Here is a 15,317-nt window from a genome sequence, read left to right as displayed (position 1 = left end):
GGCTAAGATTATTAGCCTAATGAAAGCACTGCTCGTGCTTACTTTTATGTGTGTCACACTGCCGTTAAAGGCGCAAAAGACACGAGTGGCCTGCGTAGGCAATAGCGTAACTTTTGGTGCCGGTATTGATGATCGTGAGCACAATAGTTACCCGGCTCGTCTGCAAAAGTTACTGGGTGAGGAATACGAGGTGGGCAATTTTGGCAAGAGCGGTGCAACATTATTGACCAAAGGCCATCGTCCCTATGTGGAGCAAGCTGAGTATGAGGCAGCATTGAATTTCAAGCCCGATATTCTCATCGTCTCACTGGGACTAAATGATACCGACCCGCGCAACTGGCCCCTTCATCGCGATGAGTTTATTGAGGATTACATGGCACTGATCAATAGTTTTAAGAGCCGCACGGGTGAAGTACCCAAGGTGTATATTGGCAATATGACCCCGATTTTTCATACGCACTGGCGTTTTGAGTCGGGCACACGTGATTGGTTTTGGCAGATACAGGAGAGCATCAAGCAAGTAGCTGCCAACTGCAATGCCACACTCATCGATTGGCACAGTCCACTGTATCAGCGCCCTGATCTGTTTCCGGATGCATTGCATCCTGTGGTTGAAGGCGCCGCCATCATGGCGCAGTGCGCCGCGCAATACCTAAGTAATGACTTTGGTGGTTTGCAGCTGGCGTCCGTTTTTGCCCATAAGATGGTGTTACAGCGTCATCAAGCCATTCCTTTGTGGGGGAAAGGTACACCCGGTGCCATCGTAAGTGCAAGGCTTAATGGTCAGCAGGCCAATACGGTGGTGGATCAGCACGGTCGCTGGCAATTGACCCTGCCGGCCATGCATCATGGTGGCCCCTACACGCTTAAGGTCAAAAGTGGCGATGAGGAGTTGCGTTGCCGTGAGGTGATGATTGGTGAAGTGTGGTTATGTGCCGGTCAGTCGAACATGGATTTTCAGGTGCAGCAGTCGTTAAACGGCAGCAAGGCCTTGACGGGGAAATTACCCCGTAATATTCGCTTGCTTCATTATAAGGTACTGGCACCAACCGATAGTAAGGCTTGGGATGATACCACCCTGGCACGTGTGAATAAGCTGGAATATTTGGATGCTCGGTGGCAGGAAGCCGATAAGGAGACCGTTGGAGCTTTCTCGGCCATCGGCTGGTATTTTGGTCAGGGCATAGAGGCAGCCCTGGATGTGCCGGTGGGACTTATTCAAGTAGCGGTGGGGGGTGCCCCTACTGAGGCTTTTATAGACCGTAAAACATTGGAGTTTGATCCGGTGCTGCTCAATATGCTGTACAACTGGCCCAAGAACGATCATATTATGGGATGGGTGCGACAACGCGCCGGAGAAAATACGCAAGGTGCAACACAAGCTATGCAGCGTCATCCTTATCATCCGGCCTATATTTACGAGGCGGCGGTGGATGAAATTGCAGGCTTCCCGCTCAAGGGTGTTCTGTGGTATCAGGGTGAGTCCAATTCGCATAATGTTGAGTTACATGAACAGCTTTTTCCTGCGCTAGTGAACAGCTGGCGCAAGCTGTGGCAGCAAGCAGATCTGCCTTTTTATATGGTGCAGCTTTCGTCCATTGAACGACCCGGATGGCAGTATTTTCGCGATAGCCAACGACGCATGGCGGCCTCTTTGGAGGGGGTAGAGATGGTAGTGAGCAGCGATGTGGGCGAGCGCAAGGATGTGCATCCGAAAAATAAGAAGGTGATTGCTGATCGTTTGGTGCAGCTGGCACTCTACGAAGCCTATGGCCAGCGTGAGACTGCGCGGGGAAGCATTGCAATTGCGTCTGTTGAGCAGCAGGACGATCAACTAAAAATAAAGGTGAGTCACAGCCATAAGCTCAGCACATCAGATGGAGGAGTCATCCGCGAGCTGGAGGTGGCCGGTGCTGATGCATTGTTTCGCAAGGCCAAGGCACAGCTCAAAGGCAATACCATCCTAATCGAAACCGGATATCCGGTGAAGGCAGTACGCTATGGCTGGCATCCCTATACTGAGGGTAATATTGTGAACGAGGGCGGTATTCCACTCTCTACTTTCTGTATTAAATACCCATATAACATTAGTAATAAATCAGACAATGACCATGAGTAATACACAGCGTTGGAGCTTAGTTGTATGTGTTCTTTTTCAATTCTTGGCCTTCTCAACGCTGGCGCAAGATGCACGTTTTAGCACCTATTATCATCAGCGTAAAACACTGTTTGAGCAATTGCCTAATACGCGCGGAGAAATTATCTTCCTAGGCAATAGCATTACCGATGGCAGTGAGTGGAGCGAGCTTTTACAGAATAAGAAGATTAAAAATCGGGGCATCAGTGGCGATATCACCGAAGGAGTGCTATATCGACTGGATGAAATTACAGAATCAAAACCGGCCAAAGTGTTTATCCTAATTGGAGTTAATGATTTGGCGCGGGGTATCAGCAACGACACGATTGTGGCTAATATCACAAAAATTGCCCGACAGATAAGGACTGACTCACCCAAGACAAAGGTGTTTATTCAGAGTATATTGCCGGTTAATCCGGACTTTAAGAAATTTAGCGGACATTGCTCCAAAACGGATGATATACTGTGGATTAATAAGCAGCTTAAAACCGTATGCAAGCGCCATGAATATAGCTATGTGGATTTATTTAGCCGCTTTAAAAATGCGGACGACAATTTTATGAACCCGGCCTATACCAATGATGGGCTTCATCTGACAGGCGCCGGCTATAAGTTATGGGGTAGTATTGTTAAGCCTCTGACCCGGTAAGATTTTAAAAGAACCAACAAATAAACAAACATTAATAAATACTTAAGTGATGAAGATTAATAAGATAGAAGGATTGATAGCGGCGCCTTTTACGCCCATGAGTGAGGATGGAAGTGTTAATAAGGAGCAGATAAAAACGTATTATCAGTTTTTGAAAAACAATGGTGTGGTAGGTGCCTTCCTGAATGGCAGCACTGGCGAAGGCGTGTCTTTGGCCCGCGAAGAGCGTGAAGAGAATGCAGCGGCATGGGTGGAAGCAGCCAAAGGTGATGCACAAGCGCTTAAGTTGATTAACCTGGTAGGAGGTACTTCTTATGAGGAGTGCATCCATCTGGCCCTTCACTCTAAGGAATTGGGTATGGATGCCATTGCGGTGATGGCACCGTTCTACTTCAAGCCGGCTACGGCGGCTCAGCTGGCTGAGTTTGTGATGCGCGTGGGGGCAGCAGTGCCCGATATGCCGGTCTATTTTTATCACATTCCTGTGCTTACCGGCGTTAATGTGGCCATGATTGATTTATTGAAGGAGCTGCATGGTAAGATGCCTAACTTTGCCGGGGTTAAATATACCCATGAAGATTTTATGGATTTCTTGTCGTGTCTGCACTTTGCCGATGGGCAATATGATATGCTTTGGGGACGTGATGAGAACCTGCTGGCAGCTCTGGCTTTGGGTGCCAAAGGAGGTGTCGGAAGTACCTACAACTACGCAACACCACTATATTCGCAATTGATTAAAAGCTATGAGCAGGGCGATATGGAGGCAGCGCGTGCTTTGCAGCAGCAGTCCATAGATATGATTCGCCTACTGGGTAAGTATGGTGGTATTGGTACAGGTAAGGCTTTTATGCGTTATGTGGGCATTGATTGTGGTCAGTTCCGCAGTCCCATTATCCCCATGACTGAGGATGCCTATCAGGCTTTTGCCGCCGATGTTGCAGCACTTGATATGGCCGAATTATTTTCAAAATAAGATGAATATGAGGATTCTAAGCATAATATTGCTGGTGTTGCTCAGCCTGTTGCCTGCACCCATGGTGCAGGCACAGCTTAACATGGCAACACTCAGTTCCTTGCCGGCTATTAACGATAGCACGCCTCATCATGGTTGGGCCGGTGCTTTCGTGGGCGTGCATAATGATCGTATAATTATGGCCGGTGGTTCCGCCTTTCCCGATGGTAAGCCCTGGGAAGGGGGGCTTAAGCACTACTCCGATGGGGTGATGTGTTTATCGGGAACACCCGCCGATAATACCTGGGAAGAGGTAAGCAGCATTCGTCTGCCACAGCCTTTGGCCAATGGTGCCGCTGTGTCTACACCCAATGGAGTGCTTTGTGCCGGCGGACAGTCGCCTGAGGGTTATTCCAATCGTGTCTTTATGATTGCCAGTACTGCGCCCGGTGCCTTTGAGCTGACTAATTTACCGGCCTTGCCCATGGCCATCAGTGGCCACGGAATGACGCTGATCGGCGAAACAGTTTATCTGGTGGGAGGTCGTAGTCCAAAGGGTGATAACACAAAGATGTGGACTTACCATATTAACCGTCCTGAGGAAGGCTGGACATCAGCAGGAGATGTACCTTTTGTGATTAACGATGCCTTGGTGGTGAGTCAGTCCAATGGGATTGAACAGTGTCTTTATCTCATTGGCGGTCGCCATCGCGGTGTTGAACAGCCTACGACAGCCTTTAGTGCGGAAGTGTGGCAGTACACTCCCTCGTCTCATAGCTGGCTGCAGAAAAGCAACTGGCAGATCGAAGGAAAGGGTACTATTAACCTGGCTGCTGCCGCCGGTTTGAAATCAGGTGCCTCGCACATTATTGTAGTGGGCGGCGATAATGGCCAAACCTATAACAAGGTAGAGGGTGCCATCAATAGGATGCAGGCTTCCCGGGGAGCCGAGTATGAGCAGGCGCGTGCACAGCGCGACAGCCTGTGGAAGCATCACCCCGGTTTTAGTCGATCGGTGCTGGTGTACAATACTATTACTGACCGTTGGTTTGAGGCCGGCACCTTGGCTACGGCTGCACCGGCGGTAAGCGCTGCCGTGACCTGGCAGGGACAGGTGGTGGTGCCTGCCGGCGAGATAAAGCCCGGTATCCGCACTGATCAGGTGCTCGCCCTGGACTTCACGGGAGAGACCGGCTTTGGCTGGGTCAACTACCTGGTGTTGGTTTTATATTTTGTGGGCATGTTGGCACTGGGCTTCTATTTTATGAGGCGTGAAAATGACGAGGAGGACTTTTTTAAGGCCGGCGGACGTATTCCCTGGTGGGCAGCCGGCATCAGTATCTTTGCCACTACGCTAAGTGCTATCACCTTTATTGCCATACCGGCCAAGGCCTATGCCACTGATTGGCGCATGCTGGTGTTTAACCTAACCATCATTTTGGTGGCACCTGTGGTAATAAAATACTATCTGCCTTTCTTCCGTCGTCTCAAGATTGGTACGGCCTACGAATATCTGGAGCTGCGCTTTAATCGTGCCGTGCGATGGATGGCCTCGGCCTTCTTTATAATATTTATGGTAACACGTATTGCTGTAGTGTTATTTTTACCATCACTGGCCTTGCATGCGGTTACCGGCTTCAGCGTTTACTGGTCTATTATCATCATGGGCATAGTTACTATTATTTATTGTACGAGTGGTGGTATTGAAGCCGTGGTGTGGGGTGATGTGATACAGGGCTTTATCCTGCTGGGTGGAGCGCTGATGGCCTTGGTATTTATGCTCTTTGGCGTAGACGGTGGTCTGGGTGGTTTTATTGACATTTCCATGGATAATCAGAAGTTTTTCCTGCTTGATGGCAGTCTTGACTGGTCCAAGCCGGTGCTATGGGTGGTTGTACTCGGTGGTTTTGCCAACAGCCTCATTGCCTATACAAGCGATCAGTCGGTGGTACAGCGCTATATGACCACTAAGGATGAGAACGCTACCTCCAAGAGTATTTGGCTAAATGGTATTTTGAGTATCCCTGTTTCTATTATTTTCTTCCTTTTAGGAACGGGTTTGTTTGCCTTCTACACCTCCAATCCTGAAGACTTATCGGTCTCCATCCCGAATCTTGATGCTGTATTTCCGCACTTTATAGTGTCGGAGTTACCGGCTGGTCTGGCAGGCTTGCTTATTGCTGCTGTTTTTGCAGCTGCCATGTCCACTTTGTCGTCTAACATCAACTCGGTATCGGCTGTAATCACTTCGGATTTTTTCGATGTGTTGGTGCCGCAGGCAAAGCGGTCGAGTAGCTTGCTGATAGCCCGCTGGTCGGGTGTATTGGTCGGTGTCTTTGGTATTCTTATGGCACTGGTGCTGGCCACCTGGGATATTGCCTCTCTATGGGATCAGTTTAACACCTTCCTGGGCTTGCTAACGGGTGGATTGGGAGCCTTGTTTGTGATGGGTATCTTCTTTAAGCGCATCTCGGGTAAAGCGGCATTTTTGGGTGTGATTGTGGGCTTTGTGGCCCTACTGTGGTTACGCGATCATGCTACTATGTCCTTCCTGCTGTATGGTGCAGCCGGCATTATCATCAGTGTGTTTGTGGCTTACCTGCTTAGCTTTGTATGGCCGCAGAAAGACGAAGTGAAAGGCTTAACCTTTAAAAGTATAATGGATTAATCGTGAGTATTATGAAGATAGATCAATTAATATCGACTTATAAGACAGAACTTTTCGATAAGGTTTTGCCTTTCTGGCAAAATTACTCGAGAGACGCTGAATTTGGTGGTTACTTCACTTGCCTTGCGCGCGATGGTGAGGTTTATGATACCGATAAGTTTATCTGGCTGCAGGCGCGTCAGGTGTGGCAGTTTGCTAAGCTCTATAACAGTGTAGAGCCCCGTCAGGAATGGTTGGATATGGCCTTGCATGGTGCCGGCTTCCTAGAGAAGCATGGTGCTGACGAGAATGGTAAGTGGTATTTTTCGCTCAACAGACAGGGGACGCCATTGGTACAGCCCTACAATATATTTTCCGATTGCTTTGCCACCATGGCCTTTGGTCAGTTGTACAAAGCCACGGGAGAGGAGCGTTACGCCAAGATTGCTAAAGATACTTTTTATGCGATACTGGAGCGGCAGGATGATCCCAAGGGGCAGTATAACAAGTTGGTGCCCGGTACAAGACCACTGAAGAATTTTGCCTTGCCCATGATTCTATCCAACCTGGCGCTGGAAATTGAGTCCTTATTGCCAGCGTCTTTGATTGAGGAGACCCTGGATAAGGTGATTCACGAAGTGATGGAAGTATTTTATCAGGAGGACACGGGTTTAATTCTTGAAAATGTTTCGCCCGACGGACAGTTCGTAGATTGTTTCGAAGGTCGCTTGCTCAATCCGGGGCATGCTATTGAAGCCATGTGGTTTATGATGGATTTGGGAGAGAAGCTGCACCGTCCTGAGCTCATCGAAAAGGCCGTTGACATCACCCTTAAAACGCTGGAGTACGGCTGGGATAAGGAACATGGTGGCGTGTTTTATTTTATGGATTTGAAAGGGTATCCGCCGCAGCAGCTTGAGTGGGATCAGAAATTATGGTGGGTACACCTGGAAACACTGGTGGCGCTGCTAAAAGGCTATCGTCATACCCAAAACGATGCTTGCCTGCAGTGGTTCGAGAAGGTGCATGCCTATGCCTTCGAGCATTTCTCCGATCCGGAACATGGTGAGTGGTTTGGGTACTTAAACCGACAAGGCGAAGTGTTACTGCCGTTAAAAGGAGGTAAGTGGAAAGGATGTTTCCATGTGCCGCGCGGCCTTATGTACTGCTTACAAACCCTGGAGCAGATAAAGCAACAGGAGTAGTTGTTAAATTAAATAGAAAAGATAGTTTTGCCGGTAATTAATTTTAAAAATGAAGAATATGACATTTCGATTAATTACCGGCTTTCTTATGCTCGTGAGTCTTCTGTGCCATAATATTGGGTGGGCGCAGAATGCGAGTAAGTTAATACCCTTACCACAAACCTTTCAACAAAGCGAGGGGCACTTTGCCATTAATAAATCAACCAAAGTGATACTTAAGGGTGATGCGGCCGGTATGAGTGGTACTGCCGATCACTTGCGTACTTTTTTCTCCCTGTCCGCAGAACAATTTTTATCCGCTGAGGCTTCTGTGCCTGCCGCTAACGTGTTTGTGCTGGAGCTCAATCCGTCCTTATTGGCTGCCGGCAAGGAGGCTTATGAGCTTACAGTAAGTAGCGAGTTGGTGAGTTTATCTGCCGGTGACGCGGCCGGACTCTTCTATGGTGTGCAAACGCTTAGGCAATTATCCACCAATGCCAATCAGATTGCCGCCTGCCATATTAAGGATGCGCCGCGTATGCATTGGCGGGGTTTTATGCTGGATTGTAGTCGTCATTTCTGGACGATAGACGAACTGAAAGTGGTGGTTGATCAGATGGCCTTGATAAAGCTTAATCGTTTGCATCTGCACCTGACCGATGATCAGGGCTGGCGCCTGGAAATAAAAAAATACCCGGCCCTCACAGAGAAGGGAACGCATTATAAGGATTTTCCTGCCCTTTCGGGTAATTACTATACGCAGGAACAGATGCGTGAACTTATTGCCTATGCCGCCGATCGTCAGGTAATGATTGTGCCTGAAATTGATTTACCGGGACATAGCCGAGCGGTGCTGGCAGCTTATCCCGAGCTGTCGTGTAAAGGCGGTGAGTTTGAAGTGTATCCCATGGAGCAGCCCGCCAACCAAAAGGAGCGGGGCTATGAGGTGATGCTGTGTGCCGGCAAGAAAGAGACCTATCAGTTTATGCGGGATGTGGTTAAAGAGGTAGCTGCCCTTTTCCCTTCGCCCTATATTCATTTGGGCGGTGATGAAGTGGGTAAGGATATCTGGAAAGAATGTTCTCATTGTCAGGCCATGATGAAAAAGAAAGGCTTGAAATCGGAAGAGGCCTTACAGGATTACTTCACACGTGAAGCCTCTAAAGCCATTCGCAAGAGGGATAAACGCATGATAGGCTGGGATGAGATTAATGAACGAGGTGCCGCCACCGGTGATGATGTGGTGATGGTATGGCGCGATCATGGCACACCACAAGCTATGGAGGCCTTGGAGGCCGGTCTGTCGGTGGTGATGTGTCCTCAGCACGGATGCTATTTCGACTGGGGATACTCGGGTAACAGCACCAAAAAAGTATATAGCTGGGAGCCTGTTCCTGCTGAAGCTACTCCGCAACAACAATCTCTTGTGATGGGTGCCCAGGCTTGTCTGTGGACCGAACTGGTAACTACCACTGAGACCATTGAGGAGCGAATCTTTCCCCGCATATTGGCTTTGGCCGAGGTGGTATGGCTGGATCCTCAAAAGAAAAACTGGGATGACTTTCTACAGCGCCTCACTAACTTCTACCCATTGATGGATGAGATGGGCATTAATTATTTCGACGAGAAAGAAATTGATGCAGTAGAGTTTAAGCCGGGCGAGCAGGAGCCCCTGTTTGTGCGCAATGCCCGCGTAGAAACCACCCTAGGTATCTTCAGTCCCTATGTGCCAGAGTATGTGTTTGACGGACGCCTTAACTCTTATTTTTGGACCAACCGCCCGCCCCGTAAAGGCGAAACTATGACCCTGACGCTGGGCGAGACCATGAAGGCCAATCATATTAAGGTGATTACCGGCGATGGTAAAGACATAGTAGAACATGGTATCCTGGAGCTTTCATCCGATGGTAAGAATTTCACCCAAGTAGCCACCTTTAATGAAGGTATGGCCGTTGTAGAGTTGGATGATGAGCAGGTGAAAGCTGTTCGCCTTGTTATCACCCAAGACCATAAGGGTTGGGCCATCATTAAGGAGTTTGTAATTGAATAGAGAAACGTTCTTCATGATGACTACTGCAAAAGCAACATAGTACGGCTAAAAGCAGTAAGGGATGATGAATTAAGGGGTGGTTGGTGACTTTATGTTATCAGTCACCTCTTTTGTTATGTTTAGTGGGAAGGAGTTAAAGCATTCTCATCCTGCCCTGGCAGCAGGGTTCCCAATAAATAATACCGAATGCTTGAGCTAATTTGATCTCTGTGTGTTTATATTTGGATAATACAGGGGAAATAGATTATTTTTGATGCTTCATGAAAGTGGGGAACTTAGGAAATGAAAAAAGGGGAATTAAGGGGGATGATTTTGAACAACTGTTCAATGCATACTATGTGTCTCTGTGTCTGTATGCACGGAAATATCTAGGCGATGAGCAGCAGGCTGAAGATGCTGTTCAGGAGGTGTTTTACCAGCTTTTGCAGAAAAAGGGCAGCCATAGCCATTATAAAGATGTACGTTCCTATCTGTATCAGTCTGTTAGAAATCAGTGTCTCAATGACATACGTCATCAAAAGGTAATTAAAAAACATCAGGCCGGTGTGATTCAATTCAACAGCGATGACAAGCATTTCTTTAATGATATTGTGAATGCAGAGGTATATCGTCAGCTGGCAGATGCGCTTAATCAGTTACCCAAGCAGTGCCGCACTGTATATAAGTTATCCCTTGAAGGCCTAAAATCGATGGAAATAGCCGAAGATCTTGGAATTTCTGTTGAAACGGTTAAGACACACCGCAAACGTGCCAAACGATTTCTAAAGGAAAGACTTAAGAATCTATTCTCGCTTCTGCTTTTTGGCCTTTAGAATTATCCGACACAAAAAATCTGTATTTAATATTACCCACTTTTTTCGTTGTGGGCGTCTTAGTTATTGAAATCGTATTTTATATGAAAGATATCACACCTTTTGAAATTGCCGATAGCATTGCTAAGCTTCTCAAACATGAGGCTTTAGGTGATGGTGAAAGGCAGCGTCTTGAAGCCTGGTTAAAAGCGGATGCCGGGAATGCTGCTTTGTATGAGCAGTTAAAAAAGGAGGGGAACCTTAGCGAATATCTTCTTCAGAGGGAGCAAATTGATGTGCAGGCGGCCCTGTCAAATGTTTATCACCGCAATAAGTCGCCCCAGCTTCTGCTGAAACCTATGATGGGTCGCTGGCTGGCTTATGCTGCTGCTATTATTCTGCCTGGTATTGTCCTGTGGACGTTGTTTAGTGATCCGAAACCCTATGATGGGGATCAAGCAGAAACATTAGTGCAGAATATTACACCCGGGAGTAAAAAGGCTGTTTTATATCTTGCTGACGGACAGCAGGTGGAGCTTGACCAGGCAGGTAACCAGACTTTGAAAGAAGAGGATGGCACGCTTATTAAAACTACTGAGCAGAGCATTACCTATAACCATGGATCGGAGGCTTCCAACAAAGCGGCTGCCGGACTGACCAATACCATCTATATACCGCGCAAGGGTGAATTTAGCCTTACGCTGGCCGATGGCACTAAGGTATGGCTCAACGCTGAATCAAGCCTTGAGTATCCAACCTACTTTTCATCAGCGACCCGTGAAGTCACACTTGATGGCGAAGCTTATTTTGAGGTCAGTAAAGATACTACACGGCCCTTTATTGTAAAAACGAAGGGAGCTGCTGTAACGGTTTTAGGAACCGCTTTTAATGTGGCGGCTTACAATACCGAAAAGACCGTTACAACTACCCTGGTAAGGGGGAGTGTGAGTTTTGCCAGTGAAAAGGCTGAAGATTCAGAAAGTGTGATACTGAAGCCCGGCATGCAAGGGGTGATTAATGCAGAGCAGAAAGGTATTGAAGTGAAAACTGTTGACCCTGCCGTTTATGTGGCTTGGAAGAATGGTGAGTTCCGTTTTGAAAGAATGACCCTGGAAGAAATTTTCAGAACCCTGCAACGCTGGTATGATGTGGATGTGGTATATCATAACGAGCTTGCAAAGAGCAAACGTTTTACGGGTGATTTGGAGCGTTATGAGGAAATTAATACGCACTTAAACATGATAAGTTTAACTACTAATGTACAATTTGAAATAAAAAACAATGTAGTATATGTAAAGTAAGAATAAGTGAAACGGAAAATGCTACCAACATCTTCCGTTTCGGTAATTATTAGTTTGTTGTATCAACTTATAATCAATCAAAAGTATGAAAAAAAATCGAATTGATGGAAGGCGTATTCCAATACGTTTTCGTAAAAAGATGTACCTGTTTATGAAGCTCTATGTATTTCTGAGTATCTTCTTTACTGTTCAGGCAACCGCCATCACGCATTCTCAGAATCAGAAGCTGGTGATTAATCTAAAGGGGGGATCGCTGGAGCAAATGATAGAGCAGATAAAAAAGCAGAGTGATTACCGATTTTTATACAACCTGGAGGAGATCGCCATTGCCAATGATTTGGAGTTGCAACTGGAGTCCGGCTCTATTGATGAAGTGATGAAGACCGCTTTGGACGGTAAAGATCTGGACTTTCAGATTATTAAGGATGTGATTATTGTGCGTCCTGCCCCAGGTAAGGCTCAGCGCGATCGTCAGCTGGCGCAGCAGCAACAGCGTTTTACAGTAAAAGGTACCGTACGCGACGATAAAGGTTTGCCCATTCCCGGCGTTAACATCTTTGAGAAGTCCAATCCAACCAATGGTGTAATTACAGGTGCCGATGGTCAATACACCATCGAAGCAAGTTCTGCACAATCTGTACTTACCTATTCTTTTATTGGATTTGATATATTGGAGCAGGCTGTTGAGGGACGTGGCGAGATTAATGTGACGCTACATGAAGAGGCTACTGACTTAAATGAGGTTGTGGTAATCGGTTTTGGTCGTAAGGATAAGAAAAGCCTTACCAGTTCCATCGCATCCATGGATAAGGAGGAAATGGAACGCTTGGCAACCACCAGCAGTACAGTGGATAATATGCTGGGAGGTACCATGAAAGGGGTGATGATGACCCAAAATAGTGGTGAGCCCGGGGCTACACCTAACATTAACATTCGTGGTATTACCACTCCTTATCCCAATATGACATCAGGACAGGCCAATAACATACCGCTGTTTGTAATCGACGGTATTCCTATGTTTGTGCAATCCAATGCCATGAACCCACTGCTGGCCTTAGCACCCAACGATATTGAGTCGATCGATGTGCTGAAAGATGCGGCTGCTACTGCCATTTACGGATCGCGCGGTGCCAATGGTGTGATTATCATCAATACTAAAAATGGTCATAAGGGTGATAACGTTAATATTGATGCCGGCTATACTTTTTCTATTGGTAACCCGGTAAAAGAGTATGAGCCCTTAAATAACGAGGAGTTCCGTGAATTGCAGGATATGATATTGAGCAGCACGGTAACGGCCATGAACGATTGGCGAAGCTTTGCCGATGAATATACCCTGGGTACATTGGGCCAGGTTGAACTGGACTGGAACACCTGGCAATATACCTACAATGGTTTGAAAGAGGAAGCCTTTGGTAGCGAAAACACCAATTGGGTGGAAGAAGTGAAAAATAAAAACGCCGCTTCTCATCAGTATAATTTCGCTTTACGCGGTGGTACCGATCGTACCAACTATTCTTTCTCTTTTAATGGTATAAATCAGGAAGGATTGTTTATCAACGATCAGTTGGATCGATATGGAGCCCGACTTTCTGTGGATACCGATATTAGCGATAAAGTGAAGATGGGTGCCATGATGAATTACTCAGTATCGGAGCGTAACAGTGCCGATGAGCAGGATTATATGGCAAGTCTCTATAAGCCTTGGCTTATGCGTCCGGATGTGCCGGTGTATAACGCAACGGGCGACTTTCAGCGTATCGATGGTTCTATGCTTTACTACGGATTGCCCAATGATATGGCTAACCCCGTGGCACTGCGACAAAAAGAGTCGGAGTTTATCAATAATCAGTTTATGGGAAATGCTTATCTGGATATTAATTTAACCAACGATCTGGACTTCCATACTGATATTAATGTGGCTAACTATGTTTTTAGAAACCAGTTTTTCTCACCGCTGGTAAGTAAAGACATCATGTATGGTATACCTACCTTATCGAGCCTGGATAATAGCAGCAGTAACATGACCAGTACAGCCTTGAACTTCCGATTGGATTACAAGAAGGATATTAAGGATCATAAGTTTACGGCTATGCTCGGTTATAGTGCTGATCGCATATTCAGTAAGAGTGATTATATCTCTTATGAGGGTTTTCCCAGCGATGACTATATGCACAATCCCGGTTCTGCTCGTTCCATCACGATGTTTGGCGATGACGAGGTAAATACCGGTCTTAATTCTATCTACGGCCGTATCACCTATAGCTACGATCATCGTTACCTGTTGGAAGCTGCTATGCGTGCCGATGAATCATCTAAATTCGGACCGGAGAATCGTTGGGGTTACTTTCCTGCCGTTTCATTGGGTTGGCGCATGAATAATGAGTCTTTCCTCAGCGATGTGGACGCCATTGATGATTTGAAAGTACGTTTGAGTGCCGGACAGACCGGGTCAACTAACGTCGCCGACTTCTCTTATAAGCAGTACTTTATTCGTAACAGCTCCGATTACTATGGAGGTGAGTTGAGCGTTGATATTAAAGACTTGTTGCCCAACGAAGGGATTAAGTGGGAGATGACGACCGAGTACAATGCGGGTTTTGATTTCTCATTCTTTAATAATCGTTTGTATGGTAACTACGATGTGTATTACCGCTACACAGATGGCGCTTTGGCACCGGCACCTCATATTTTAGAGTCGGGAATGAAGAATTACTACGCCAACATTATCGATGTAAGCAACAAGGGAATGGAATTTTCGTTGGGTGGCGATATCATTCGAAACAGTAATTTTGTGTGGAACAGTAACTTCAATATTGCCTTCAACCGTAATAATATTGAGAAGCTGAACAGTGCGACCATCAGCCCCTACATGCAGGATTCTTTTATCGAAGGGCATCCGGCAGGAACCCGAAAGGGCTTTAAGGTAAAAGAGATTATACAGGATCAGTCGGTAATTGATGACCTGAATATGGCAGCCTGGGAAAAAGGTTATAACTACTACCAGGAATCAAGCACGGCAGTGGGTGACTACTTGATGGAGGACATTAATGGTGATGGCCGTATCAACAATGAAGATGAGGTGGTGATAACCAATCCGGAGCCTGATTTCTTCGGAGGCTGGAGCAATACGCTGAGCCATAAAAATCTGTCTTTGTCATTTATTATGCAGTTCTCCAAAGGAGTGGAGGCCATATGGTCGAACCTGATGACCGATGCCGGAGGTAACCTGGGACTGGGTATCAACCGCGAGATGTTCCGCAATACCTGGACGCCCGAGAATACCGATGCTGAGTATGCACAGTTGATTAATTCATCTATGGGTTATTATAATTACTCTTATTCTGATAAGTATGTTTTTGATGCCTCTTATCTGCGCATGAAAAATATTACGCTATCGTATCAGCTACCTAATAACATGCTGAAGAATATGAAGGTGAAAAGTGCCTCGGTATTTGCGACGGCAACCAACCTGTTCACCATTACTGATTGGCCGGGTCTGGATCCGGAACTCATTGGAGGTGGTGTAACCGGTATGTCTGTTAATGACGATCCCTATCCACTGAGCAAAACCTTCTCAATTGGTATTAAGGTGCAACTTTAAAC

9 protein-coding genes are annotated in these 15,317 nt (G+C 46.7%); all 9 read left to right on the top strand.

Translation table 11 applies throughout. The annotated features are described in order from the left end of the window. The first annotated feature begins 19 nt into the window (after positions 1-19). Positions 20-2,119: a GDSL-type esterase/lipase family protein gene (locus tag ACRD7A_RS01910; RefSeq protein WP_430817921.1), complete on the top strand. Its 2,100-nt coding sequence runs from the start codon at positions 20-22 to the stop codon at positions 2,117-2,119. Next, positions 2,112-2,786: a GDSL-type esterase/lipase family protein gene (locus ACRD7A_RS01905; protein ID WP_430809650.1), complete on the top strand. Its 675-nt coding sequence runs from the start codon at positions 2,112-2,114 to the stop codon at positions 2,784-2,786. Before ACRD7A_RS01910 ends, ACRD7A_RS01905 begins: the two co-directional genes overlap by 8 nt. Before the next feature lie 49 nt (positions 2,787-2,835). After that, on the top strand, positions 2,836-3,759 hold the full coding sequence (locus ACRD7A_RS01900; protein ID WP_430809649.1) for a dihydrodipicolinate synthase family protein: 924 nt from the start codon (positions 2,836-2,838) through the stop codon (positions 3,757-3,759). A 7-nt stretch (positions 3,760-3,766) separates the two neighbouring features. Continuing rightward, a complete protein-coding gene (locus ACRD7A_RS01895; protein ID WP_430809648.1) occupies positions 3,767-6,406 on the top strand; it encodes a sodium:solute symporter family protein in 2,640 nt (879 codons plus the stop codon). An 11-nt stretch (positions 6,407-6,417) separates the two neighbouring features. Then, entirely contained in the window at positions 6,418-7,590 is a 1,173-nt protein-coding gene (locus tag ACRD7A_RS01890; protein ID WP_430809647.1) for a n-acyl-d-glucosamine 2-epimerase, read from the top strand. 58 nt (positions 7,591-7,648) lie between these two features. Further along, positions 7,649-9,619, top strand: coding sequence for a glycoside hydrolase family 20 protein (locus tag ACRD7A_RS01885; protein WP_430809646.1), 1,971 nt, complete (start codon positions 7,649-7,651; stop codon positions 9,617-9,619). Between the two features lie 260 nt (positions 9,620-9,879). Then, positions 9,880-10,431 (top strand): RNA polymerase sigma-70 factor, encoded by a 552-nt coding sequence (locus tag ACRD7A_RS01880; RefSeq protein WP_430809645.1) that lies wholly within the window; start codon positions 9,880-9,882, stop codon positions 10,429-10,431. Between the two features lie 83 nt (positions 10,432-10,514). After that, positions 10,515-11,711, top strand: coding sequence for a FecR family protein (locus ACRD7A_RS01875; protein WP_430809644.1), 1,197 nt, complete (start codon positions 10,515-10,517; stop codon positions 11,709-11,711). 85 nt (positions 11,712-11,796) lie between these two features. Beyond that, on the top strand, positions 11,797-15,315 hold the full coding sequence (locus tag ACRD7A_RS01870; RefSeq protein WP_430809643.1) for a TonB-dependent receptor: 3,519 nt from the start codon (positions 11,797-11,799) through the stop codon (positions 15,313-15,315). Positions 15,316-15,317: the final 2 nt, after the last annotated feature.

The organism is Carboxylicivirga longa (assembly GCF_050589825.1).
GTDB classification, from domain to species: Bacteria; Bacteroidota; Bacteroidia; order Bacteroidales; family Marinilabiliaceae; genus Carboxylicivirga; species Carboxylicivirga longa.
This window is presented reverse-complemented; position numbering and strand designations above follow the sequence as displayed.